This is a genomic window from Frankia sp. BMG5.60, from assembly GCF_059428125.1.
In genome coordinates this window covers 6842423-6866418 of sequence record NZ_CM182091.1, presented here as the reverse complement: position 1 = coordinate 6866418, position 23996 = coordinate 6842423, and the positions used below count along the sequence as shown (strand labels likewise).

At 71.1% G+C, this 23996-nt stretch carries 22 protein-coding genes, 1 tRNA gene and 1 pseudogene; 13 read left to right on the top strand and 11 right to left on the bottom strand.

The genetic code is table 11. The features are described 5' to 3' along the window. Window positions 1-5: 5 nt before the first annotated feature. On the bottom strand, window positions 6-911 hold the full coding sequence (locus tag AC5R91_RS28195) for a CbtA family protein (RefSeq protein ID WP_495394310.1): 906 nt from the start codon (window positions 909-911) through the stop codon (window positions 6-8). Window positions 912-925: 14 nt separating this feature from the next. Further along, the gene (locus AC5R91_RS28190; RefSeq protein WP_495394309.1) at window positions 926-1138 is read right to left on the bottom strand and encodes a CbtB domain-containing protein; all 213 of its coding nucleotides are present in this window, start codon (window positions 1136-1138) and stop codon (window positions 926-928) included. 302 nt (window positions 1139-1440) lie between these two features. On the opposite strand from AC5R91_RS28190, the gene AC5R91_RS28185 reads away from it, so the two are divergent. The 5 genes from AC5R91_RS28185 (at window position 1441) to AC5R91_RS28165 (ending at window position 6438) form a co-directional block, all read left to right on the top strand. Further along, complete coding sequence (locus AC5R91_RS28185; protein WP_495394308.1) at window positions 1441-2085, top strand: TetR/AcrR family transcriptional regulator; 645 nt, start codon at window positions 1441-1443, stop codon at window positions 2083-2085. Between the two features lie 73 nt (window positions 2086-2158). Further along, a complete protein-coding gene (locus tag AC5R91_RS28180) occupies window positions 2159-2536 on the top strand; it encodes a hypothetical protein (protein ID WP_495394307.1) in 378 nt (125 codons plus the stop codon). Between the two features lie 1006 nt (window positions 2537-3542). After that, window positions 3543-4082 (top strand): peptidase inhibitor family I36 protein, encoded by a 540-nt coding sequence (locus AC5R91_RS28175; RefSeq protein WP_495394306.1) that lies wholly within the window; start codon window positions 3543-3545, stop codon window positions 4080-4082. Between the two features lie 137 nt (window positions 4083-4219). After that, the gene (locus tag AC5R91_RS28170) at window positions 4220-5197 is read left to right on the top strand and encodes a hypothetical protein (protein WP_495394305.1); all 978 of its coding nucleotides are present in this window, start codon (window positions 4220-4222) and stop codon (window positions 5195-5197) included. Between the two features lie 68 nt (window positions 5198-5265). Continuing rightward, entirely contained in the window at window positions 5266-6438 is a 1173-nt protein-coding gene (locus tag AC5R91_RS28165) for a S8 family peptidase (protein WP_495394304.1), read from the top strand. A gap of 521 nt (window positions 6439-6959) precedes the next feature. Here AC5R91_RS28165 and AC5R91_RS28160 read toward each other — a convergent pair. The 3 genes from AC5R91_RS28160 to AC5R91_RS28150 all read right to left on the bottom strand — a co-directional run bounded on the left by AC5R91_RS28160 (window position 6960) and on the right by AC5R91_RS28150 (window position 10320). Next, complete coding sequence (locus tag AC5R91_RS28160) at window positions 6960-8327, bottom strand: lamin tail domain-containing protein (RefSeq protein WP_495394303.1); 1368 nt, start codon at window positions 8325-8327, stop codon at window positions 6960-6962. A 194-nt stretch (window positions 8328-8521) separates the two neighbouring features. Continuing rightward, complete coding sequence (locus tag AC5R91_RS28155) at window positions 8522-9088, bottom strand: GNAT family N-acetyltransferase (RefSeq protein ID WP_495394302.1); 567 nt, start codon at window positions 9086-9088, stop codon at window positions 8522-8524. Next, complete coding sequence (locus tag AC5R91_RS28150) at window positions 9085-10320, bottom strand: NsdA family TPR-like regulatory protein (protein WP_495394301.1); 1236 nt, start codon at window positions 10318-10320, stop codon at window positions 9085-9087. The genes AC5R91_RS28155 and AC5R91_RS28150 overlap by 4 nt, the downstream gene beginning before the upstream one ends. A 235-nt stretch (window positions 10321-10555) precedes the next feature. Between AC5R91_RS28150 and AC5R91_RS28145 the strand changes: the two genes are divergently transcribed. The 4 genes and pseudogenes from AC5R91_RS28145 to AC5R91_RS28130 all read left to right on the top strand — a co-directional run bounded on the left by AC5R91_RS28145 (window position 10556) and on the right by AC5R91_RS28130 (window position 13038). Beyond that, window positions 10556-10927, top strand: coding sequence for a hypothetical protein (locus tag AC5R91_RS28145; protein WP_495394300.1), 372 nt, complete (start codon window positions 10556-10558; stop codon window positions 10925-10927). Window positions 10928-11095: 168 nt separating this feature from the next. Next, window positions 11096-11416 (top strand): annotated as a pseudogene (locus AC5R91_RS28140) (thiamine pyrophosphate-binding protein); the annotation flags it as partial. A 130-nt stretch (window positions 11417-11546) separates the two neighbouring features. Continuing rightward, window positions 11547-12107 (top strand): thiamine pyrophosphate-dependent enzyme, encoded by a 561-nt coding sequence (locus AC5R91_RS28135; protein ID WP_495398079.1) that lies wholly within the window; start codon window positions 11547-11549, stop codon window positions 12105-12107. 163 nt (window positions 12108-12270) lie between these two features. Continuing rightward, on the top strand, window positions 12271-13038 hold the full coding sequence (locus tag AC5R91_RS28130) for a class I SAM-dependent DNA methyltransferase (RefSeq protein ID WP_495394299.1): 768 nt from the start codon (window positions 12271-12273) through the stop codon (window positions 13036-13038). Window positions 13039-13282: 244 nt separating this feature from the next. Here AC5R91_RS28130 and AC5R91_RS28125 read toward each other — a convergent pair. Then, window positions 13283-13354 (bottom strand) — tRNA-Val (locus AC5R91_RS28125). 182 nt (window positions 13355-13536) lie between these two features. Beyond that, complete coding sequence (locus AC5R91_RS28120) at window positions 13537-13995, bottom strand: peroxiredoxin (RefSeq protein WP_009742960.1); 459 nt, start codon at window positions 13993-13995, stop codon at window positions 13537-13539. 617 nt (window positions 13996-14612) lie between these two features. On the opposite strand from AC5R91_RS28120, the gene AC5R91_RS28115 reads away from it, so the two are divergent. Next, window positions 14613-15233 carry a DUF4234 domain-containing protein gene (locus AC5R91_RS28115; protein ID WP_495394298.1) on the top strand — a complete coding sequence of 207 codons (621 nt, stop codon included), beginning with the start codon at window positions 14613-14615 and terminating at the stop codon, window positions 15231-15233. A gap of 161 nt (window positions 15234-15394) precedes the next feature. Here AC5R91_RS28115 and AC5R91_RS28110 read toward each other — a convergent pair whose 3' ends face one another. Together AC5R91_RS28110 and AC5R91_RS28105 are read right to left on the bottom strand one after the other, a co-directional pair. Next, entirely contained in the window at window positions 15395-15832 is a 438-nt protein-coding gene (locus AC5R91_RS28110) for a DUF3052 domain-containing protein (protein ID WP_009742958.1), read from the bottom strand. Window positions 15833-16072: 240 nt separating this feature from the next. Then, window positions 16073-16477: a secondary thiamine-phosphate synthase enzyme YjbQ gene (locus tag AC5R91_RS28105; protein WP_495394297.1), complete on the bottom strand. Its 405-nt coding sequence runs from the start codon at window positions 16475-16477 to the stop codon at window positions 16073-16075. Window positions 16478-16861: 384 nt separating this feature from the next. On the opposite strand from AC5R91_RS28105, the gene aceE reads away from it, so the two are divergent. The 3 genes from aceE to AC5R91_RS28090 all read left to right on the top strand — a co-directional run bounded on the left by aceE (window position 16862) and on the right by AC5R91_RS28090 (window position 21475). After that, entirely contained in the window at window positions 16862-19642 is a 2781-nt protein-coding gene (aceE, locus tag AC5R91_RS28100; RefSeq protein ID WP_495394296.1) for a pyruvate dehydrogenase (acetyl-transferring), homodimeric type, read from the top strand. Window positions 19643-20381: 739 nt separating this feature from the next. Then, complete coding sequence (locus AC5R91_RS28095) at window positions 20382-20642, top strand: hypothetical protein (RefSeq protein ID WP_495394294.1); 261 nt, start codon at window positions 20382-20384, stop codon at window positions 20640-20642. Further along, window positions 20639-21475 carry a hypothetical protein gene (locus AC5R91_RS28090; protein WP_495394293.1) on the top strand — a complete coding sequence of 279 codons (837 nt, stop codon included), beginning with the start codon at window positions 20639-20641 and terminating at the stop codon, window positions 21473-21475. Before AC5R91_RS28095 ends, AC5R91_RS28090 begins: the two co-directional genes overlap by 4 nt. Window positions 21476-21538: 63 nt before the next feature. Here the strand turns inward: AC5R91_RS28090 and AC5R91_RS28085 are convergent, their stop codons facing one another. After that, window positions 21539-23203, bottom strand: coding sequence for a bifunctional phosphatase PAP2/diacylglycerol kinase family protein (locus AC5R91_RS28085; protein ID WP_495394292.1), 1665 nt, complete (start codon window positions 23201-23203; stop codon window positions 21539-21541). A gap of 93 nt (window positions 23204-23296) precedes the next feature. Continuing rightward, window positions 23297-23626: a DUF5999 family protein gene (locus AC5R91_RS28080; RefSeq protein WP_495394291.1), complete on the bottom strand. Its 330-nt coding sequence runs from the start codon at window positions 23624-23626 to the stop codon at window positions 23297-23299. Between the last annotated feature and the right edge of the window lie 370 nt (window positions 23627-23996).

Here is a 23996-nt window from a genome sequence, read left to right as displayed (position 1 = left end):
AGGGCTCAGCCGGCGGCGGTGGTCGGTGCGGTGGTCGGTGCGGTGGCGGACCGGTCGGCTGCGGACGCGGCGGTCCGTGCCTGCCGGCGGGCCGGCGCGACGGCGAGGCGTTCGGCGAGCTGACCGAAGGCGAGCGCGATCGTCGCCCAGAGGACGAGCTGGCTGACCACCGAGTAGAACCGGAACCGGAACAGCACGTCGGCGGGGAAACCCGGGTAGACGATCGTGCCGTTCGGGGCCGTGAGCGGCTGCGGGGTCTCGGTGGCGAAGTCACCGAACTCGGCCCGGTTCGCGCCGAGATGCCCGTAGGCCGGCAGCAGGGCCATCGCGACGCCGACGAGCACCAGGAACACGACTGCCGCGACCAGGCTCGCGTTCCAGGCGCCGACCCGACCCGCCAGCCACCGGCCCACCACGACCGCGAGCCCCAACGCGACCACCGAGACCGCGACCATCGTCACGTACAGGGCGCTGCGGGCGCCGATCGTCTCCTCGTGCCCGATCGCCGGCGGGTTGGCCGGGTACTTCGCGAACGGGACGAGGTAAAGACCGACGAAGCCGGCCCCGGCGAGCAGCGCGGCCAGCACCCGCGGCCGGATGTTCGGGTAGCGGCGCGAGACGATCAGGTAGACGACGACGAACAGGCCGCCCACCGCCAGCCCGAACAGCGCCATCCCGACGCCGATGCCCAGGTTGCGCTGCACGGAGCGGCTGAAGACCTCGCCGTGGTCGTGGGCGCCGGCGGCGAGTCCCGCCGCGGCGTCCAGCGCCTCCTGCGCCTCGTGCCGCCCGTCCTCGTAGTCGATCGCGTCCTGGACGAGGGGCTCGGCGAAGATGCGGGCGAAGACGAACGCCAGCAGCCCGCCCAGCAGGCCGACCCCCAGACCGCGGTAGATGTAGCGGAACTCCATCTCCCCGCCCCCGCTCAGTGGCAGGGGAACCCGAGGAAGTGGCGCGCGTCGTGGACGAACTCGTGGATGTGGGTATCCGAGCCGAACAGCGACGTGGCGCCCTGGTCGACACCGATGAAGTAGAGCAGCAGCAGCGACAGCAGCGCGGTGAGCCCGAGCGCCGCCCGGCGGGCGGTCAGCGGGAAGGAGATGGATCGCTGCCGTGGCTGGGCAACGGGTGTCGTCATGGAAGCCCCCTCAGGGATCGTGCGTCCCGGTTGTTCGGACTACCTGTGCTCGGGTCTGACTCCCGGTACCGCCGCCCACACGGACAGGCAGACCGGTCACAGTGGCGCGACCGCGCCGGATTCCCACCGGCTTCCTCACACAAGCGATCGGAGTATGCGGTTCACGCCAGGCCCCTGTCAACGTCGACGAACCGCGCGAAGCGCACAATCGCCCAGGTAACGGACCGATCGGGCGCACAGCGCCGACCAACCGCGGAGCCCGTTATGGACCATACGGTAAACTATGCGGTAGCATCGATTGCATGGCACGACCACGCACTTTCGACGAGGACCAGGTCGTGTGCGCGGCGCGCGACCAGTTCTGGGCGACCGGCTACACCGCCACCTCGCTCGACGACCTGACGGCGGCCACCGGGCTCGGCCGGGGCAGCCTGTACGGCGCCTTCGGCGACAAGCACGCGCTGTTCCTGCGCGCCCTGGACAGCTACTGCGACGAGGCCGCCGCCGCGATCCGGGCCGATCTGAGCGCAGCGGGCAGCCCGCTCGAGCGGCTGGCGGGGCACGTCCACGCGATGGTGGCGATCATCGTCGGCGACGTCGAGCGACGCGGCTGCCTGATGGCGAAGAGCGCCGCCGAGCTCGCCGGCGCGGACGCCGAGGTGGCGCAGCGGGTGAACCGGGTTCTCACCGAGGCGCACGCGTTGCTGACCGAGTGCGTCAGCGAGGCGCAGCGGGCCGGTGAACTCGCCGCCGGGCACGATCCCGCCCGGCTGGCCGGCCTCGTGCTGGTCGTGCTACGCGGGCTGGAGGCGGTCGGCACCTGCGGCGCCCCGCCCTCGATGATCCGCGACGCCGCCGAACAGGCCCTCGCCCTGCTCCCCCGCCCCGTTGACGCCGCCGACGGCATTGACGCCGCCGACCTTTCGGATACCAGCGCCCGCGAATAGCCACGCTGATATCCGGGCCCGGTGGATCGATCAGGGGCCGGTTCCGGACGGCCCCTGATCGAGGCGCCGGACGATGCCGCTACCCGTCGTCCTCGACGATCCGCTCGGCGCCGGCCTCGTGGCGCAGCGGCTCGCGGCCGAGCAGCCCCTCGAGTTCCCGGATCCGCCGCTGGAGCCGCTCGACCTGCTGCTTTCCGATTTCCTGACCGTTTTCCCAACCGCGACGATGACCATCGCCCATCCCCCGCTGGTACGCCTCGGCGACGTCGCGCTCGTGCTCGGTGAGGTGCGTGCGGCAGGCGATCTCGGGCCCGTAGAGGCGTATCCGACACGGTTTTCCGGATCGGGTCGGCCGCCCGCACAACCGGACCTCGACCAACTGATAGCCAGCACGCTCGACCATGTCGCCACCACTCTCATCGTTGTCAGGGATGACCGCGAAAAAGTATAACCGCACAAAGAGTCAGACAAGATGTTCTCGACTATTCCGATAGTCAAAGAACGGCGATCTTCGGTGGCGCGCGGGGGCCGCGCCGAATAGCCGTTCGACCGGCGCCCGCATCCGTCCTGTTCGGACGGCTCTCCTTCATCGACGCTCGTTCACTCGCCACACCCCCAGAACCCGCCACACCCCCAGAACCCGACACACCCCCAGAACCCGCCACACCGCAGAGGCCGCCACACCGCAGAGGCCGCCATACCGCAGAGCCCGGCACGGGCGGGACGCCGCGGACGGGTGCCGTCGGTCCGAGTCGCCCAGCCGTCGACACCCGAATCCCCGACGGCTGCGGGCACGCCGGGTGTGCCACGTCGGCGATGCGCCCCACGGGAGCACGCCGAACGGCTCGCCGACTCGACAGCTTCACGCCTTGCCTGGTCAGGGGCTTTAGAACAGCGGAAGACGGGCCCCGAGACGGCTGACGGCGCCGTTGCCGGCCGCCGATCGGCCAAGCGGGACACCCCGGCGCGCCGGAGAGACGGACGGAACGAGTCCGCTTGATGGAACTCTCGACGGTCGGCGGTGTCGGGTATCCGTCACCGCCGCCGCTCGCTGCCCCGACCATCACCCGGATACGCCCACTGCCACGGTAAAAGCGGCCGGAATTTCCCCGATTAGACGGGACATGCGCCACCCGGCAACCCGCGACTCCGGCTCGACACGCGCTACGGCGGCATCCTGGACACCGCGGACCCGGCGCCATACTTTCAATCCGCACCCAACATTCTCCCCAACCAGGCAGTCGCTTTCCCACCGAAACCCGACCCAGCGACGAAGCCTCATTGTTGACGCAACTTTCATCAGGTCGCAACCAGACCCGCAGGGACACCAAGAGACCACGATGTGCGTGCCGCGTGGGCGATTCATCTGATGTGCCTGGAAAGGGCAGTCGGGGCAACGTGACGTCGTTACGGGAGCGGCGTTCAAGCATTTTCTCATCGACGCAAGGAGCATGGACATGAACAAGACCTCTCTTCGCCGGAGCCTCGCCGTCGCCGTTGGCGGGGTGGCCGTCGCCGGCATCGTCGCCGTCGGGCAACCCGCCCTCGCCGCCAGCGGCGGCGGATCGGCGACCTCGGCGGGGACCAGCGCGCCGGCGCCCGCGAGCATCTCGGGTCTCAGCGCCGCCGCGACGACCAAGGCCGGCCGCAACAGCCATGGCATCAGCGCGCAGCACCTCGACGGGGCCTGCAACCTGTACAGCAACGGCGACGGCGACCTGTGCCTGTGGTACTTCCAGAACTTCGGGGGCAGCCACGCGGACTTCTTCTTCTCGGACAACGACCTCAACAACAACACCTTCAGCTCGCCCGGCGCCGGGCAGGGTGCCCGGGTCGGGAACAACTCGGAATCCGCCTGGAACTACGACCAGCACCTCACCGCCCGCGTCTACACCGGCGTGAACAGCACCGGCACCTGGGGCACCATCGCCCCCAGCAGCGGCGGCAACTTCACCCCCACCTTCACCAACAACGTCGAATCCTTCATCTGGGTCTGAGCCCGCTCGAAAACCGATCCAATCGCTATACCGCTCCCGCCGACTAGGCGCCGTTTCAGGGCCGGTCCCGTCCCCAACCGGACGATCAGGATCGGCCCTGATCGGCCGTGCCGGCCGCGGTGACCGACAGGAGACCGATGCCCCACCAGGCGGGCCGTTTCGGCCGGCACCTTGCCCCCCGCCGGCGGGCCGCCCCCGAACGGCCCGACCTCGTCTCCCGGTGGGCTCCGGCGGCGACGGTGGCCCTCGCCGTGGCCCTCGTCTCGGCCTGCGTCGCTGGCTGCGGGACCACGCGCGCCAGCGCGCCCGCCGCCGTGGCGGCGGCCCGGCCGCCGGTGCTTCTCGACGGCGCCGCGCTGCACCTTCCCCTCGACCGGTACCTGCTCAGCCCGCGCGAATCCGCGTCGGTCGCCCAGGCGTACCGGGCGTTACTCGCCCAGTGCACGCGCCGCTTCGGGTTGCCCGATCCGCGGCCACGGCCCATCGCCACGGACCTGCCGGCCACGTTGAACGAACGCCGGTACGGCATCACCGACGCGGCACTGGCCGCGACGGCCGGCTACCGCGCGTCGAAGCCTCGACCGGCCGACGAACCCCCGACGCCCGCGGGATCGGCGACGGCGCCGGATCCCAGGACCCTCGACATCCTCACCGGCCGGCATCCAGGCGCCGTCGACGGGCGACCCATCCCGGCCGGCGGCTGCGCCGGTGAGGCAAAACGCCGGTTGAATGCGGGCGCACCCGCCGGCACGGACCCGGACCTCGCGCAGCGACTCTCCCAGACCAGCTATTTCGCATCCGGCCGCGACGGGCGCGTGCAGGAGGTCCTGCGCGCCTGGTCGGCCTGCATGGGCAGGCACGGACTGCACTATTCGTCGCCGCTGGACGCCGCCGCCGATCCACGGTTCCGCACGGGCCCGGTGTCGGCGACGGAAACCGCCGTGGCGGCGACCGACATCGCCTGCAAGAAACAGACCAATCTGGTCGGCGTCTGGTTCAGCGTCGAGTCGGAGCTCCAGCGCCCCGACCTCGCCGCCAACCGGAAGGCGCTGGAGGGCATCCGGCAGACCAACCAGATCCAGTTGACCGTCGCGCGCGGCCTCGGGCTCGGCTGATCCGCCTCCCGGTGCACCCACCCCGCAACCGGCGCGCCGATCCGGCGCGGCCCGGAGGAGCAGAAGCAATGAAAAGAAGCCTTTTTCGACTCGCGGCGACCGGCGGGCTCGTCACCGCTTTCGTCGTGGCGCAGACGGCCGCGATGGACGCCGCCCTCGCGGCCCCATCCGACCCCGCCGGCCAGTACATCGTCGTGCTGAAATCCGCCGCGCCGCCGAGCGGCCCGGCGCCCGCCGTCGGCCGCGCCCGGGGTATGGGCGTGCGGGTCGACCGGGAATTCCGCCAGACCGTGAACGGATACGCGGCGCGGCTCGACGCCCAGCAGCTCACCGCCGTGCGCGCCGACCCCGACGTCGACTACGTCGAGGCCGACAAGGTGGTCCGGGCCGACATCACGCAGCGGCGCCCCGACTGGGGACTGGACCGCATCGACCAGCTCGACCGCCCGCTGGATCACAAGTACACCTACGACTCGACCGGTGCCCGCGTCACCGCGTACATCGTCGACACCGGCATCCGGACCAGCCACAAGGACTTCGGCGGCCGTGCCTCGAGCGGCTTCTCGTCCATCAGCGACGGTAACGGCACCAACGACTGCAACGGTCACGGCACCCACGTCGCCGGGACCGTCGGCGGATCGACGTACGGCGTCGCCAAGTCGGTCCGCCTGGTCGCGGTGCGGGTGCTGGACTGCGCCGGTTTCGGCACGGTGAGCGGCGTCATCGCCGGCATCGACTGGATCACCGCCCACCACGCCGGCCCCGCCGTGGTGAACATGAGCCTGGAGGGCGACGCGTCCCGAGCGCTGGACCTGGCGGTACGCCAGTCCATCAACGCCGGCCTGACCTACTCCGTCGCGGCCGGCAACGGCGGCAGCGACGCGTGCGACTTCTCCCCCGCCCGACTTCCCCGCGCCATCACCGTGGGCGCGACGACCGCCGAGGACAGCCGCGACATCTCGTACTCCAACTTCGGCAGGTGCGTGGACCTGTTCGCCCCCGGCACCGACATCACGTCCGACTGGAGCGAGTCCGACACCGCCACCAACACCATCAGCGGCACGTCCATGGCGGCCCCGCACGTCACCGGAGCCGCCGCCCTCTTCCTGGAGACCCACCCCGACGCCGGCCCCGACCGGGTCCGCACCGCCATCGTGAACGCCGCGACCCAAGGCGTGCTGACCAACGTCGGCGACGGCTCCCCGAACGCCCTGCTCTACTCCCGGACGACGGCCCGCTGACCAGCCGGCGCACCTCACCGCGCGCCCGATCTCAGCCCGTCGTGAACACCACGTACGGGTAACCACGTGCGATCCCTTCAGGGCGCCGGTGTTGAGCAGCCGCGACCGGCCGTCGGGAAACACGTCGCAGAGCCGGACGCAGAAGTCGACGTCGGGCCTCCCGTTCATGAGCTGCGGCGTCTCATTGCGGTCGGGTCATCGTCGATTACCGCACGGTTTCATGTCCACCGCGATCTGGCGGCAAATAGGGGCGTTTCTCCCGCCAGGTGGTGTCCGGCGTCCCGCCGATGGTCAGCCTCTCCTCCCAGGGCGGGACTGATCCTGCAGTTGGCGAACCTGGACGAGGGCGCACCGAGCCCTTTTCAACCTCGACCGCTGGCACCGAGGTGGCGGGTCAGCACGGCCCAATCCCCGATCCACCGACGATTTTCAGGTGATCAACGGCGCCTGTTGGGACCTTTTCCAATCGGGAGTGGTGGGGTGGGCGGACCCGCGGGGCCGCCCACCCCGGACGCGGGACGTCAGGGAGTGCAGTTCAGCGTGCCGCTGCGCAGCGCGTGGCTGGAGTCGTTGTCGTCGTCGGACCAGACGACCGGCTTGTGCCCGGCTGAGCAGGTGTCCTGGGGGGCGAGGGCGAAACCCTCGTTGTTGTAGTTGGACATCCCGGAGGGGCGGGCGTACACGGCGGTGACGGCGAGCCGGCCGGCGGCGTTGATGTCGAGCGTCGCGGTGCGGCCCTGGCAGGTGTCGTCGCATTCGGCCCACAGGTGGCCGGTCGCGGGCTCGTACTCGAGGTCCATGACTCCGGCGAAGCCGCTCGAAACGGTGGCGATCCGGGTGTAGCCGCCACCGCTCTGGTTGAGCGCGTAGGCGTAGACGGTGCCGTTGGCCTCAAGACCGACGAAGTACAGGCCGCTGCCGTGGCCGGGATAGGCGCCCGGGTCGTAGGCGGTGTTGGTGTGCTCGTCGTGGAAACCGTGTGCGGTGAGGTAGGTGTCGGGAATCCACGAGATCGCCTCGAGCCCGCTGTTGGCCGCCACGGACGGCAGGTCGGAGGTGAGGTTCCATTCCGCGGTCGCGTTCAGCGAGGTGGCCGTGGAGGAGCCGTCGTACCGCAGGACCTTCAGCAGGCTGACGCCACTGTTGCTGTTGTCCCGTTCCGTGGAGACGACCACGCCGTCAGGGGTGGTGACCACGCCCTCCGCGTCGGGGTCGCCGGTCCCGCCGGCGTAGTGCAGCGCCTTGCCCGAGGCCCAGCCGCCGGTCGTGTCGGGCTGCCACTTCGCGCCGTTCGGCACGAGCCGGTAGAGCGTGCCGGGGCCGTTCTTCACCGCCCACAGAACACCGGAGCTCTGGAAGGACAGCCCACTGAGGTTCGTGCCGAACACGTTCGCGTCGTCCGCGGTGGCGACGGCCGAGCCGCCGGGCCACGTGCTGGGGGGGCAGGCGTTCGCCGCGCCGCGCGTCGACGAGGTGGTCGTCGTGAAGGCGCCGGTGCCGTCGGGGCAGCGCCCGTAGGTCGTCGACGCGTGCGAGGTCCAAGTGTAGGAATCGACCAGTGTCGTACCACCCGGCTGGTACAGCCGCACCGAATCGGAACTACCGAGACCGAACACCGGATCGACGTCGAGAACCAGATGCCCGCCGGGCGCCAGCGACGTACCCGACGCCACCGTGAACACGTGCGAGTCGTCGTTGTCCTTGACGACCCAGCCGGAGACGTCCACAGCCGCCGAACCGATGTTCGTCAGCTCCACCCAGTCGCCGGGCGACCCACCGCTCGACTCGACCTCGTTGATCCGCACATCCGCCGGCCCCTGCGCCACCGCCGGCATACCGAACAGGCCGAGGGCGGCGACGGCCAGAACTGTGGCGACAGCGAGTCGCATTTTCCCAGGCGAATATCTACGCAATGCAGTTACTCCTCGTGCAGGGTCATGGGCAGGCGGAGGCGATCTCGCGCCCTCGCGGAGCCTCCTGCACACCGACGACCAGAGGTTGAACACGCAACCAACAGCATGGGCAGCACGGATGACCACATAGCACGGAAGGCCCATGGTCCAGGCACACACGCACGGACAGCTCACCGGGAGCCCGCGGTGTCCGGTCCCCAGTCGGGACGACTGATCGCGTAGATGTGCCGCGGCTGGCCGTTGCGCTCGGTGGCTTCCGCGAACGTCATGCCGAGCTTGACCGCGACCCGGATGGACGCCGCGTTCTCCGGGTGGATGATCGAGATGACCCGGTCGGCGCGGAGAGCGGCGAAGGCGTACTCGATCGCGGCGGCACCGCCCTCGGTCGCGAATCCCTCCCCCCACCGCTCCGGGCGGATGGTCCAGGCGGCTTCCAGGCCGGGCCAGCCGTACTCCCGGTAAAGGCCGGCGCGCCCGATGAACTCCCCGGTGGCCCGCTCGTGCGCGAGCCACATGCCGAAGCCGTTGAGGGCCCAGTGCCCGATCTGCAACGCGAACATGTTCCAGACCGCGCCCTCGCTCGACGGCGATCCGGTGTAGCGGCTCATCCGCGGGTTCAACGCCATCCGGGTGTAGGCCGGGATGTCGTCGGCGGTCCACCCGCGCAGGATGAGCCGCTCGGTACGAGCCGTCGGCACCATGACCGCAGGGAGCGACTCGCCAATGTCGAGGGTCATCCATCCATCAAAGCCGGAGGGGAAACGGCGATGAGCCGTTCGCGGAAGTCCACGACCTCCGGGATGGGAGCATGCCCGGCGAGATCGGCCGCGAGCCGTCCCGCGCGACTGATCAGCGTCTGGGTCGGGCTCGCGGCCAGGATCGCCAGGGCCCGCGTCCCGAGCCGGGCCGCCTCGGCCGGATCGGGACGCGCGCGGCGCACGAGGGCGGTCGCGAGGACCATGACGGCGTGGCCGTGGTCCTCGAAGCCGACGGCCCGACCGCGGTCGAAGGCATCGACCGCGGCACGGGCGATCGGCTCCGCCTCGTCGCCCGCGCCGAGACGGGCGAGGACGCCGGCGGTGAACGATTCGGCCGTCGCAGGTCCGAACGGCGAGCTTCCCGGCCGGGCCGGGACGTCGATCACGGCGCGCCGCATCCGGTCCAGCGCCTCCCGGGTGCCACCCGAATCGCCGAGAGCGGCCAGCGCCCGCGCCTCGTAGGCGGCGAGCCTGGCCCGGGTGTAGGAGTGGTTCGGCGCCCGGCGCGCGGACTCGACGGCCTCGGTGTACTGGTGGCCGTAGAACGCCAGGGTGGAGGACATCGCCGCCATCGAGGCGGCCAGCACCGGGTCGTCGATCTGGTCGGCGTGGTCGCCGGCCTGGGTGACGAAGCGCCGTGAGGCGGCCTGATCGCCGAGGTTGAACGCCAGCCGCGACAGCATGTACGCCGAGTAGCCGGCGATCTGGGTGAGCCTCGCCTGCGCCCTGGTCTTGGCGCCCGCGTCGAGCAGCCGCTCGGCGGACTGCCAGGTGCGATACACCCGCGGCGCGAGGATCGCGTGGGGCGTGGTCGTGAACACCGCCGCATGACCGTCGACCTCGTCGGCGAGTTCGGTCAGGGTGAGCGCGTCCGGATTGCGGCGCGCACGGCGCCGGTACGTGTCCGCGGCGATCAACCCGGCCGCCGAGAACTCGAAGACCTGCCTACGGTCGGTCCCGGCCGCGCCGTCGCCGTCGCCGTCGCGGGCCGCCTCGAGTCGGGCCTGCCAGGCGGCGATCTCCCCGCCGGTCCGCCAGTAGTCGTCGAGAGCGGCGCACAGATCCGCGGAGGGCAGCTCCCCGTTCTCGGCCTTGGAGATCCGGGTCCGGTGGAACCCGATCCGCCGGCTCAGCGTGTCCTGACTCATCCGACCGCGCAGACTCCGAATCCGCCGTCCCAGCGCCAGCGCGCCGGTCCTGTCCTCGTTCACCCGTCGCTGTTCCTCCCCGTTCGCCCTGACGCCGGGTCCGCGGCCGCGGCCACAGCCACAGCCGCTGTCGCTGTCGCTGTCGCTGTCGCAGCGGCGCACAGCACGGCACGGCACAGCACGCATCGTGCGCACACCTGGCGGTCACCCGGTCACGTGCACAGACTGCCCATGTCGGCGAGGAACCCGGATGGTCCCGCGCCGACGGGTCACCGCAGACCACTACGCAGGAGCGACTATGGCCAGCCCCCCGGACCAGCTCGCCTGGCGCCGGCCCGCGGTCAGTCCCGACGTCGCGTTCGCCCGCGACGGCGAGACCGTCGCCATCAGCTACACGACCGGCACCGACCCGGACCTACGGATGCCCAGGGTGATCTGGTTCGCCCTGCGGGCGGAGATCCGCGCCGGCGACCGGGGAGCGTTCCACCGGCTGAACGCCGCCTGGACCCCCTGGACCGCAGCCAGTGGCGGCCTCGCCGCCGAGCGGGACGGGCACATCCACCTCCGCTATGGCTACCTCGGTAGCCACCACATCGAGATCCCCGCCGCCGTCTGGCGCCAGATCTGTACCGCCGTCCGCACCGGCGCGATCAATCACCTCACCGACTGAAACGGTTCAACTCGACGCTGGGCCGCCCCGCCCTGGCTCCCTCCGCACGCGACCTGCCCGGTCGGGATCCGGAGTCGAGGACAGCGGGTACACCGGTCACGGCCGGTTCGTCGCCGACGTCGCGGTGCCGGAGTGCTGGGCCGCAGGCGAAAAGGGGAGAATCCGACGATGTCTCACTTCACGGTGGGAAACTACCTTGCGGCGCGTTTCCAGGATATCGGGTTGAAACACTACTTCCTGGTTCCCGGCGACTATAACCTGGTGCTGCTCGACGAACTTCTGGCGAACAAGGACGTGGAGCAGATCGGCTGCTGCAACGAACTCAACGCAGCGTATGTGGCCGAGGGCTACGCCCGGGTCCGCGGGTGTGGGGCGGTGGTGACCACGTTCAACGTCGGCGCCCTCTCCGCCCTCAACGGCGTGGCCGGCGCCTACGCCGAAAGCCTGCCGGTTATCATCGTCTCCTCCGGTCCGAACACGAACGACACGGGCGCCAATCATCTCGTCCGTCACACGATCGGCACGCACGACCTCTCCTACCAGTACGAGATGTTCCGCCACGTGACCTGCGCCGCGGTCCGTATCCTGCATCCCGACAACGCGCCGTCGATGATCGACCATGCGATCGGCACCGCGCTGCGGGAGCGCAAGCCGGCGTACATCGAGATCGCCTGCAACCTCTCCGACGCGCTCTGCCCCGCACCAGGTCCGTTCGCACCGGTCCGGACGTTGCATTCGACGGACTCCCGCGACGTTCGGGTACGCGCTGGGAATGGAGCCGGACCGGCGGCTGATCTCGGTCATCGGCGACGGCTCATTCCAACTGACGGCCCAGGAGGTCTCCAGCATCATCCGGCACGGGCAGGAGCCCCTGATCTTCCTGGTCAACAACCACGGCTATGTCGCGGAATCGGCGATCCACGACGGCCCGTACAACTACATCAAGAACTGGGACTACGCCGGACTGATCCCGGCTCTCAACGCCGATGACGGCAACGGGCTGGGCCTGACCGCCACCACGCGAGCCGAGCTGGCCGCCGCGATCGGCAGGGCCCGCACGCACCGGGGCGGTCCGGTCCTGATCGAATGCCGGATCGCGCACGATGACTGCAGTCCTCAGCTCCTCGCCTGGGGATCAGATGTGGCCCGCGTCAACGCCCGCCCACCGCAGCAGGCGTGACAGCCGGGCCGGCATCCGCCTCCCGCCGCGCTCGACGCCCTGGCGGACGCGTCAGGGCCGGATCGAGAACGGTGACCTTGAGGCGCCAACCTCGTGGAGCGGGCGAACCAAGCGCAGAAAATGAGTCGACAGAACCGATTTCTGCCCGTTAGCCTGCGGCGCCGTGACGAGCAGCGAAGTGTGGGACGACGAAACGGCGGAGCGCTACGACACCACCTCCGCCGAGAAGTTCGCGCCGGAGGTGCTCGGTCCGACCGTCGATCTGCTGGCCCGTCTGGCCGGTTCGGGTGCGGCGTTGGAGTTCGCGATCGGCACCGGTCGCGTCGGCCTCCCGCTGGTCGCCCGCGGCGTTCCCGTGACCGGAATCGAATTGTCGGCGTCGATGGTCGCCCAACTGCGGCGCAAGGCTGACGAGGCGACCCTGCCAGTGGTCGTCGGTGACATGGCCACGACCACTGTTCCCGGCGAGTTCTCGCTCGTCTTCCTGGTCTGGAACAGCATCTCCAACTTTCGCACCCAGACGGAGCAGGTCGCCTGCTTCCGCAACGCCGCCCGACACCTCGGCCCCGGCGGGCGTTTTGTCATTGAGCTGTGGGTGCCGCCGATACGGCGGCTGCCTCCCGGCCAGGCCGCGGTCCCGATCAGCACCGGTGACCGACACCTCGTGTTCGACACCTACGACCTCGCCACACAGCAGTGCACCTCCCATCACTACTGGCACGCGGCCGACGGGACAGTGCGCTACGGCTCCGGCGAATTCCGCTACATCTGGCCCGCCGAATGCGACCTCATGGCGCAACTCGCCGGCCTGGAACTGGAGAGCCGGTTCGCCGACTGGGACGGCAGCCCTTTCACCACCGACAGCGAAAGTCACGTCTCCATCTGGCGCAAGCCCCTGCGGGTCACGGATCAGCGCCTCGATACTTGCTGATCTCCGCCCGGCTCGGCATTCCTCTGGCCGCGAGGAGAAAGATCAACACCTCAATGATCAAGCCTGGCAGCCCACAACGCCCACGGAAGCCGAACGCGGACTCGACGGCGTCGTCGCCCGGCGATCCACCCCCGAGGGCACCCCGGTTGCCACCGTGGGGGGTATGGGGGGCTCGGCCCCCCAACAGACATCGCGGCCCCCAGCGAGCCTAATCGAAGATCAGCGAGCACGCGAAGCCAGCGCGTGGGCGCGGCAGGGATCGAACCTGCGACCACTCGCTTGTAAGGCGAGCGCTCTCCCGCTGAGCTACGCGCCCGGGAGACGTGAGAACGAAGCTCACTAAGACTACGCATGCGACGACGGCCCGTGGAACGATCGGGCGCCCGATCACCCGGCGGATTACGCCGGGACGGGCGCCGCGACCGGCCGAGGGCCGTCGGCAGCGGGAGCCGGCCCCACGACTACCCAGGTACGCGGGCCGGCTCCCGTAGATAGATCCTAGAGGGCGGCGAGAGCCTTGAGGTACTCGGCCTGGTCCCGCGCGTCGGGGATGTTGTTGACGACCTTCCAGCGCACGACACCCTCCTTGTCGATCACGAAGGTGCCGCGCACGGAGATGCCCCGCTCCTCGTTGAAGATGCCGTACGCCTTCGCGACCTCGCCGTGCGGCCAGAAGTCGGCGAGCAGCGGGAACTCGTAGCCCTGCTGCTCGGCCCAGACCTTGTGGGCGAACGGCGAGTCGACGGATACGGCCAGCACCTGAACGTTGTCGTTCTGGAACGAGCCGAGGTCGTCGCGGACCGAGCACAGCTCGCCCTGGCAGACGCCGGTGAAGGTCAGCGGGTAGAACAGCAGGACGACGTTCCGCTTGCCGCGGAACTCCGACAGGGTGATGGTCTCGTTGTTCTGGTCCTTCAGCGAGAAGTCCGGGGCGACGGAGCCAACCTCGACGGTCACGGGCGCTTCCTCTCCACGACGATGGGGCTGATCACACAATGACGCTGATCAGGACGACCGAGCACCAAGGACGATGCACGGGCCGATCCGGTGGATCACCACAGATCGAATGATCGCAACGGCGGCAGGTGGGAACAGGAGCCGACCGGCGACGGCACCCACCGGTTCGGGCGCCCCCGCAGATCGGTCCGCCGTCCCAGAGCCAGCATGCCAGTTCCGACCGGGAAGAAACCGGCCGACCACCCGCGGATGGCCCACACGGACGCCCGGAAGCCGTCCGCCCGCCTCACCAGCCGCCCAGGCGCCGACCACGACCTGCGAGGACGGTCGACGGCCGACCCACGCCGGGCTCAGGACCACCCCGACCGACAGACATCGACCACCTGCGTCGGGCCGCCACTCGACTGCCACCCAGACGAAGGTTCACCCGCATTCGATCCCGACGGAAGGTATCTTTCGCGCTCCCGGGGCACTCATGCGGCGAGTGTTCGGGTTTCCTACGTCAGACTGGCCTAGTCTGGCCGATCGACACGGGAGCCATCGGCCGGACATGCGCGTAACACGATGCGTGCTCCGCGTGCGCCACAGGTATGGACACCGATGAGGGCAGGACCACCTTGACCAATCAGAGTGCGACCCCGCACGGTTACCCCGAACCGCACGGCTACCCCGCGCAGGAACCCCACCCGATCGACGGTCCGGGCACCTCGACCGGCGGCTTCCCGATCTACGCCTTCCGCGAGTCGCTGCCCGGCCCCGAGCCCGAGCAAGGCTATCCCGCGACCCCCGACTACGGCTCGCCCGGCCCGGATGGGCCGCCCGGCACGCCGGACTCCTTCAGCGGGGCGGGGGTGCTCGGCAAGCACCGCAATCCTTTCGCCGTATGGCTGGGCCTGCCCCTGATCACCCTTGGGGTCTACTACTTCGTGTGGGTTTACAAGACGAACCGGGAGTTGGGTGAGTACGACCGGCGTATCCAGGTCAACCCGGCCCTGTCCCTGCTGGCGTTCCTCGTCGGCTGGCTGGTCCTCGTCCCGCCGTTCGTCGCCGCCTGGCGGCTGGGCACCCGCACGCGCGCGGCCCAGCACGCCGCCGGGGTCCCGGAGACGAACCCGGTGCTCGCGTTCGTGCTGTTCCTGATCGGCTTCGGGCCGCTGTTCCTCCAACTCGAACTCAATCGGCTCTGGGACCGCTACCCGGGGGCCGTCGAGGGCCAGCAGGTGCCGCTGTACCGATGAGCCCGCGCGAGGGGGCGCCCGGCCCGCCACGCGGGCCGTTCGGGTCCCCTCAGGCGCCGGTAGAGCCGCGCGCGGGTCGGCTCAGGCCCGACCCGACCCGGACGCGGGCATGGCTCAACAGCGCCCGGGCCCGCGGGTCGCCGGACGCCCTCGCGCCGGCCTCAGCGGTGCCGCACGCGTTGCGACTTCGGCGCGGCCAGCCGCTGGCCCGACCACTCCTGCGCGACGCTCAGCGTGCTGGTCTGCACCAGACCCGCGGTGGGAACCGCGTCCAGCACGTCGCTCGGCGCGACATGACCGTCCCGTCCGGCCTTGGGTGTGAGCAACCAGATCACCCCCTCGTCGGACAGTTGGCGGCGCGCGTCGATGAGCGCGTTGGCCAGATCCCCGTCGTCCTCCCGCCACCACAGCAGGACGATGTCGACGACGTCGTCGGAGTCCTCGGGGACTAGCTCCGTCCCGCTGGCGCTGGTCACCGCGTCCAGCAGATCCTGGGCGATGTCATCGTCCTCGTTGAGCGACTGCACCTGGGTCCCGGCGGAGACTCCCAGTCGCTCCGCCCGGCGCTGACCCTCGGCGTTCGCCGCGGTCGGACTCACCTGCGCTACCTCCTGTTCGTGTGTGACGCTCCGCGAGGGCCGCGGAGTCGTCCCGTGCGTGGACGCACCGGCGCGATGGGGTCCATCACCCGGTGCGTCTCGACCTAGTCCACCGGACCTCCCGGTGGCTGCGCAAGTGCCACGCCGTCGGTTGTGGACCGATGACGGCGTGGTCGACGTGCGGCGACTCCCCGCCGGTACCCGCAACGAGCCTCGATCATTCCGTCGCCGGACGCTCGATCATCCCCTCAGGAGGGACAGCCGGACCGTTCGGTCGGGGTTGTCCACGTTGAGATCGACCAGCGCGATCGACTGCCAGGTGCCGAGCGCGAGCCGCCCGTCGAGCACCGGGACGGTGAGCGTCGGCGGGATGAACGCCGGCATGACGTGGGAACGGCCGTGGCCGGGCGAGCCGTGCGCGTGGCGCCACCGGCCGTCGGCGGGCAGCAGCTCGGCGAGGGCCGCGAGCAGGTCGGGGTCACTGCCGGAACCCAGCTCGAGGATGGCCAGCCCGGCGGTGGCGTGCGGCACGAACACCGACAGCAGGCCATCACCGGAATCAGTGACGAACTCCACCGCGTCGGGGGTGAGGTCGACCACACGCTCCTGGCGGCCGGTGTGCACGGACAGCGTCGTGGTCTTCATCCGGGTGTCCATCAGGGTGATTGTCTACCAGGCGGGGGCCCTTCACCGGCTGCGCCGCGGACGACATGTCGACAACGCCGCGCGTATCGCCCGATTCTCTACTCGAAAGTAACCAAGGCGTGCGTGACGCGGTCGCGCGGACGGAGCACGATGGGACCAAGGCGCGTTCGCCCGCCGGGTCCGCCCTCGACCGATGGGAGTCGGCCGACCACCCGCAGCGGCGCGCCGGAGGAGAAGACGAGCGGCCAGGACGCGGCGATGCATCGATCATGCGGGTTCCCGCATCCGCGTGCACGTGAAGTGACACATGGGTCGGCGGACGCACGAGGAGGATCTTCTCGAGCGGCCCCGGCGGCCCCGGAAGCTTGAGGAGCAGGAGAAGGCGTGGCGCAGGACACAACCCGGAAGTTCTCGGTCATCACCGACGGGCTGCCGAGTCAGCTGCCGGACATCGACCCCTCCGAGACCAACGAGTGGCTCGAGTCACTCGACGCGGTCATCGAGGAGTCCGGCCGCGGCCGGGCCCGCTTCCTCATGCTGAAGCTCCTCGAACGAGCCCGTGAGAAGGCGGTCGGCGTTCCCGGTCTGACCAGCACGGACTACATCAACACGATTCCGCCGGAGCGCGAGCCCTGGTTCCCCGGCGACGAACATGTCGAGCGCCGCATCCGGGCGTATATCCGGTGGAACGCGGCCATCATGGTCAGCCGCGCGAACCGGCCCGAGTTCAACGTCGGCGGCCACATCGCCACGTACGCGTCGAGCGCGAGCCTGTACGAGGTCGGATTCAACCATTTCTTCCGCGGCAAGGACCACCTGAGCTCCTCGCCGGGAAGCGACTCGGGTGACCAGATCTTCATCCAGGGGCACGCGTCGCCGGGCATCTACGCCCGCGCGTTCCTGGAGGGCCGGCTGACGGAGAAGCAGCTCGACGCCTTCCGCCGGGAGAGCGAGTCGGGCGGGCTGTCGTCCTACCCGCACCCGCGGCTCATGCCCGACTTCTGGGAGTTCCCCACCGTGTCGATGGGCCTCGGCCCGATCGACGCCATCTACCAGGCGCGGTTCAACCGTTACCTGCTCAACCGCCAGATCAAGGACACCTCGAACAGCCGGGTGTGGGCGTTCCTCGGCGACGGCGAGATGGACGAGCCGGAGTCGATCGGGGCGCTCGGCGTCGCCGCCCGCGAGGAGCTCGACAACCTGATCTTCGTGGTGAACTGCAACCTGCAGCGCCTCGACGGCCCGGTCCGCGGCAACGGCAAGATCATGCAGGAGCTGGAGTCGCTGTTCCGCGGCGCCGGTTGGAACGTGATCAAGGTTGTCTGGGGTCGCGACTGGGACCCGCTGCTGGCCAAGGACACCGACGGCGTCCTCGTCCACCGGATGAACACCACCCCGGACGGGCAGTTCCAGACCTACACGACGTCGTCGGGCGAGTACATCCGCGAGCACTTCTTCGGCGCGGACGCCCGCCTGCGCCGGATGGTCGCCGACCTCGCCGACGACGACCTGCGCAAGCTCTCCCGCGGTGGCCACGACTACCGCAAGCTCTACGCGGCCTACAAGGCGGCCACCGAGCACACCGGTCAGCCCACGGTCATCCTCGCCCACACCATCAAGGGCTGGACGCTGGGCAAGGACTTCGAGGCCCGCAACGCCACCCACCAGATGAAGAAGCTGACCAAGGCGGAGCTCAAGGAGTTCCGCGACCGGCTCTACCTGGAGATCCCGGACTCGGCGCTGGCCGGGGACCTGCCCCCCTACTACCACCCGGGGCCGGACTCCGAGGAGATCCAGTACATGCGGGAGCGCCGGGCCTCGCTCGGCGGCTCGATGCCGCGCCGCGTCGTGCGGGCCAAGCCGCTCACCCAGCCGCCCGCGAAGATCTTCGACGAGCTGCGCAAGGGCTCGGGCAAGCAGCCCGTCGCCACCACGATGGCGTTCGTCCGGCTGCTCAAGGATCTCATGAAGACCAAGGAGATGGGCGCGCGGTTCGTGCCGGTCATCCCCGACGAGGCCCGCACCTTCGGCATGGACGCGATGTTCCCGACGGCGAAGATCTACTCGCCGCACGGGCAGCGCTACGAGGCGGTCGACCGCGAGCTGCTGCTGTCCTACCAGGAGTCCGAGTCCGGCCAGATGCTGCACGAGGGCATCAGCGAGGCCGGCTCGATGGGTTCGGTGATCGCCGCCGCCACGTCGTACTCCACCCACGCGCAGTACATGATCCCGGTCTACGTCTTCTACTCGATGTTCGGGTTCCAGCGCACCGGTGACCAGATGTGGGCGCTCGGCGACCAGCTCGGCCGCGGCTTCCTGCTCGGCGCCACCGCCGGGCGGACCACGCTCAACGGCGAGGGCCTGCAGCACCAGGACGGCCACTCGCTGCTGCTCGCCTCGACCAACCCGGCCTGCGTCGCCTACGACCCGGCGTTCGCGTTCGAGGTCTCGCACATCGTCCGCGACGCCCTGGACCGGATGTACGGCGAGCGCGACGAGAACGTCTTCTACTACCTCACCGTCTACAACGAGCCCGTACCCCAGCCGGCCGAGCCGGCCGGCCTCGACCCGGCGCAGATCATCGCCGGCATGTACCGGTTCCGGTCGGCCGAGGAGCTCGTCGGCGGCCTGCCGAACGGCGGCGCCGAGGGCGGCTCGGGACCGCGGGCGCAGTTGCTGGCCAGCGGCACGTCCATCCACTGGGCGCTCACCGCGCAGGAGATCCTCGCCGCCGACTTCGGCGTCGCCGCCGACGTGTGGTCGGTGACCTCGTGGAACGAGCTGCGGCGGGAGGCCCTCGACTGCGAGCGGGCCAACCTGCTCAACCCCGAGGCCGACGACGCCGTGCCGTACGTGACCCGCATCCTCGACGGCGCCCCCGGCCCCGTGGTCGCGGTCTCCGACTGGATGCGTGCGGTGCCCGACCAGATCTCCCGCTGGGTGCCGCAGGCGTTCACCTCGCTCGGCACCGACGGCTACGGGCGCTCCGACACCCGCCTGGCGCTGCGCCGGCACTTCAAGGTCGACGCCGAGTCGGTCGTCGTCGCCGCCCTGGAGTCCCTGGTCCGGGCCGGTGAGGTCAAGGCCAGCCTGGTCGAGGATGCGATCCGTCGCTTCGGCCTGCGCGACGACGACGACGCCGTCGGCGGCACCGACGCCGGCTGAGCCACCACGCCACCACGCCGGCTGGCCGGCGAGACCGATCGACCCACGACGGGCCCGGGGTGGACGACCTGACCAGGTCGTCCACCCCGGGCCCGCTGGTCTTCCCGCAGCCGGGGCGCCACCCGGCCCACCCGTCGGGGGAGGCGACGGCGTCAGCCGCCGACCGTCCCGGCACCCCCGGTCCACCCCGGCGGGGGCGCCACCATCGGGGGGCCGCGATGCGTCGCGACACCCCCGGTCTCACCCCCGTGCGGAGACACCCCCTGCCGGCGCCGCCAACATCACCCGCCTGTGCCGGCACTCCCAGGGAAAACGCCGCCCAAGCGGGCCCCGGGCGAGCCGGGTCGGCCGGCCGGCACCGGCCCGGCCGTGGTGTCACGAGCCTCACCCCGGCAGTGTTCGGCGGCGGCGCACCGGTGCGCACCGACGCCGTCGTCGCCCTACGTGACCACGATGGCCGACACCGACGTGCCACACCGCCTCCGGCAGCCATGCCGATCCGTCCTGCGCCCGCAATGGCACCGCCGTGCCACCACCGTCATGCCCCGCCTAAAGGCACAACGAGTTCCACATCGGGGCCGCAAACACTAGTCTCACGGAGGTGACATCGGGAGATCGGCGACGCGGCGTACCACGCCGCGGACCCCACGCAGGCGGCACTCCCCGCGCACGCCGCCCCGCGCAGCTACGGTGTCGGAGAGCGACGAGATGTGGCCTGCCTGGTACGCGGGACCATGAAGTGATCAGGTACGGTCGCCGCATCCGCCGCGCCGCCCATGATCCGGCCGGTGACGGGACGTCCGGCCGGTTCACCCGCACGGATTCGGACGACGGCTGCCCGGCGCAGGCCGCGACGGTCGAGGAGGACGAGGTGAACGGTGTCACGACGACCCCCACACTCGCGGTGGCACCATCCGCGCCGTGGCCCGGCAGGCTCGCGGTGACCCCGCGGCGATCCGTGTGCGCCGGGGCCCCCACCAACGGCGGGCGGGCAGCATGATCCTTCGAGCCCGCCGCATCGAACGGCTGGAGGAGCATCCCAACCTGCGGGGCATCCTCGGCATCCTTGCCCAGCTCGTGCACACCAGCGACGCCGAGCTCGGCTCGCTCGCCGCCGCCTGGCGCAACTCCGGTTACCTTGCCGCCGCCCGGGACAAGGCACTGGCCCCCGACTCGCCGCTGATCGTCGAGGTGCTGGCCGCGTTCGACGCGCTGAGCGCCATCTACGCCGACGACCTCGCCGGCGCCGACTACGTCACCGTCGAGCCGTCGGTCGCGGCCACCGCGCTGCGCGCGATGCGCGACGCCGTCGCCGCCTCCTACGCGCGGCCCATCCTCGGCCGCGCCGAGTACGCCGCGCTCATGCGGCCCTGGCGCGCCGTATACCCACGGGCGCGCTCGCACGAGCCCGATCTGGGCCCGGCCGCCGCGGACGTCAAGCGGGTCCTCGCCGCGCTGCCGGTCCTCGCCGGCCGCTGCCACGACCCAGACAGCCTGGAGGTCTTCGACGGGCTGCTGGTCAGCGCCCTGACCCGGGACGACTCCGCCCACCAGCAGGCCATGGACGCCGCGTTCGCAAGCGCCGTGGTGACCGGCCGCCGCCGGGTGTGGACGCTGGTGCGCCGCAGCGCCGCCGAGGGCTTCTGGCGGCTGTGCCCGGACTGCCGCGGCAAGCGCGCCGCCACCGACTCCAGCGAGGATCACCGGGTCATGGAGCTGTGCGCCGACCTGGCCTGCGCGCTGCTCGTCGAGGACCTCCTCGACGCCTCCCAGTTCACGCAGCTCACCCGCCCGCTGCACACGCTCATCCCGCTCCAGCACCGCGGCGGCTGAGCGCTCGGGCAGCGGGCGCCCCGAGCTTCCGCACGTCAGCCGCCGGCCACCGGGCGTCGCGACTCAGCCGTCCTCGGGGCGGCGCGGGCGGTAGACGATCAGCCGGGCACCGCTCGGGGTGATCACGATCCGCTCCACCCCCTCGGTGACCTCGCCGTCACAGGCGAAGGGCAGCGGCCCGGGCTGGCGGGAGGAGATCAGCACCCGCTCGACCGTGCGCTGCTCGTACACCCGGCTGCGGCCGAGCCGGCCGGTGAGGACCGCCCCCACCAGCCGCAGCCGGGCCAGCGGCGCCGACGCGTCGACGATCCGCAGGTCGAGCAGGCTCTCGTCGAGCCGGTTGCGGTAGGTCGGCGCGAAGCCGTCGGGGCGGTACACCCCGTTGCCCACGAAGATCAGCCAGACCCGGCGGCGCTCGGAGTCGATCTCCACCTCGAACGGCGGCTCGTGGCGCAGCACCCAGCACAGGGCGATGATCATCGCGGGCCACTTGCCGATGCGCCGCTCGAACCGTTCGCGCACGGCCACCATGTCGGGATAGCCCCCGAGGCTCGCGGTGTTCACGAAGATCCGGGAGAACCGGTCGAACACCGCGGAGATGCCGTCGGCCCGACCGAGGTCGACGGCGACCGCCGCACCCTCGCGGATCGCCTGCACCGAGTCGCCGGCGCCGACCAGGCCCAGGTCGGCGGCGAAGTGGTTGAGCGTGCCCGCCGGGAAGACCGCCAGCGGCATGCCGCGGGCCAGCGCCACCTGCGCGGCCGCGTTGATGCTTCCGTCGCCGCCGGCGATGCCCAGCACCCTCGACTTCGACGCGGCGCCAGCCAGGGCGGCGGCCATGTCATCAGCCGGCCCGACCTCGACGACCTCCGCCCGCGGCAGGTCGGCGCGCAGCACGGCGAGCAGATCGGCGTGGTTGCCCTGGCCGGAGCGCGCGTTGACGACGACGGTGAGGCCGTCCCCCTCGGGCAGCGCCGGCGCCCAGGCCGACGCCGGGCTCGCCCGCGCCGGCACCCAGGGCCGACGGGGCATCACCTTCGTGGTGAGCAGGCCCGCGCCGACACCCAGCAGGATCCCCGCGGCCACGTCCCCGGGGTAGTGCACCCCGACGTACACCCGGGAGAACGCCACGGTGGCGGCGAGCGCGGCCACCGGCACCGCCACCCCGGGCGCGTCGAGGGCGACCCCGGTCGCGAAGGCGGCGGCGGACGCGGCGTGCCCGGAGGGGAACGAGAAGGTCGTCAGATCGCGGGAGAGCCGGCGCAGCGGCGGGATGCCGTGCGTCGGCGGGCGGTCGCGGCGGAAGACCAGCTTGGCCGGCCCGTTGGCCAGGATGCTGGCGACGCCGAGCCCGATCAGGCCACGGGCGGCCGCCGGGCGGCGGCGCCCCTTGGTGGCCCCCAGCGCCCCCGCCACGCCCCACCACAGCAGACCGTGGTCGGCGGCGTGCGACAGCCGCGGCAGGACCGGATCGAGCAGCGGGCGCCCGCCGGCGAGCGCGGTGAACAGCGAGCGGTCCGCCCGGGTGAACGCCTGCGCGAAACTGCGGCCGAGAGCGATGTCGCGGCGCATCAGCAGACGGGCCCCGCGCCCGACCGGACTCGTGGCCGGCGGCAGGCCGACCCGGGACCCCCGGGCCACCTCCGCCCGCCACCGGTCGGCCAGGCCGGTCCCCCGCGCCGCTCCGACAATCCCCCGCACAGACCCGCCCGCCGATCTCGCCGTCACGCCCGGCACCGTACCCGCCCGGAGGGTCGCCGGATCAATCTGGACGAAACCTCACAGCCGCGGGCCACGACGGCGCCGGCGGCGGCCGGCCGGTCAGACCCGGACGGGAGCCTGGCTCGCCCGCCGGGGCGCCGGGGGTCGCGGGACACAGGCCGCCCGCGGCAGGGCACGCCGCGGCTCGACCGTGCGACCGGTCGGCAGGATCTCCCCGGTGTCGTCGAACAGGATCACCCCGTTGCACAACAGGCTCCAGCCCTGGTCCCAGTGCTGGCTGGCGACCCGCGCGGCGTCCCGGTCGGCACCGTCCGCCGCAGGGCAGGGTGGGGAATGGGGGCAGCCACGCCGCGGTGGGGGAAGCGCGCGGGGGGCCGCGGAAGCGGAGGGAGCGTCTGGGTCCTCGGTCGGCGCGTGGGGCGTCGGCACCTCGTCTGAAACGCGAACAGCTTGCACGGGCACCAGACGTTACGCCTCCCCGTAAGAAGCGTCACACCGAGGCGCGTGCGGAGGGCCCGGCGTGTCTGGCGCGCCACAGTGCGGGCCGGTCGCGAGACGCGCACTCACCGGTCCTGACCAGGGCAGCAGCCGCTTGGCGGCCAGGCGCGAGCCGCTTGGGCAGACCACGAGGTGTCCGCAGATGGACACCGGTAATCGGACCATGCGAGCAGATCGGTAGGTTACGGGACTGCGGGCGAGCGATCCGCGGCACCGGCCGCCACAATGACTCGCGTCGGTCTACCGATGCGTCCACCTGCACGATTGGCGCCGGCACGCCGGAGACCGGTCTGGGGTTTCC

Bases quoted from the DNA above. Each gene is read 5' to 3' on its own strand.
- AC5R91_RS28175 (WP_495394306.1), top strand. From the start codon at position 3,543: ATGAACAAGACCTCTCTTCGCCGGAGCCTCGCCGTCGCCGTTGGCGGG.
- AC5R91_RS28135 (WP_495398079.1), top strand. From the start codon at position 11,547: ATGCGATCGGCACCGCGCTGCGGGAGCGCAAGCCGGCGTACATCGAGA.
- AC5R91_RS28090 (WP_495394293.1), top strand. From the start codon at position 20,639: ATGATCCTTCGAGCCCGCCGCATCGAACGGCTGGAGGAGCATCCCAAC.
- AC5R91_RS28165 (WP_495394304.1), top strand. From the start codon at position 5,266: ATGAAAAGAAGCCTTTTTCGACTCGCGGCGACCGGCGGGCTCGTCACC.
- AC5R91_RS28160 (WP_495394303.1), bottom strand. From the start codon at position 8,327: ATGCGACTCGCTGTCGCCACAGTTCTGGCCGTCGCCGCCCTCGGCCTG.
- AC5R91_RS28155 (WP_495394302.1), bottom strand. From the start codon at position 9,088: ATGACCCTCGACATTGGCGAGTCGCTCCCTGCGGTCATGGTGCCGACG.
- AC5R91_RS28170 (WP_495394305.1), top strand. From the start codon at position 4,220: ATGCCCCACCAGGCGGGCCGTTTCGGCCGGCACCTTGCCCCCCGCCGG.
- AC5R91_RS28145 (WP_495394300.1), top strand. From the start codon at position 10,556: ATGGCCAGCCCCCCGGACCAGCTCGCCTGGCGCCGGCCCGCGGTCAGT.
- AC5R91_RS28190 (WP_495394309.1), bottom strand. From the start codon at position 1,138: ATGACGACACCCGTTGCCCAGCCACGGCAGCGATCCATCTCCTTCCCG.
- AC5R91_RS28185 (WP_495394308.1), top strand. From the start codon at position 1,441: ATGGCACGACCACGCACTTTCGACGAGGACCAGGTCGTGTGCGCGGCG.
- AC5R91_RS28195 (WP_495394310.1), bottom strand. From the start codon at position 911: ATGGAGTTCCGCTACATCTACCGCGGTCTGGGGGTCGGCCTGCTGGGC.
- AC5R91_RS28105 (WP_495394297.1), bottom strand. From the start codon at position 16,477: ATGAAGACCACGACGCTGTCCGTGCACACCGGCCGCCAGGAGCGTGTG.
- AC5R91_RS28180 (WP_495394307.1), top strand. From the start codon at position 2,159: ATGCCGCTACCCGTCGTCCTCGACGATCCGCTCGGCGCCGGCCTCGTG.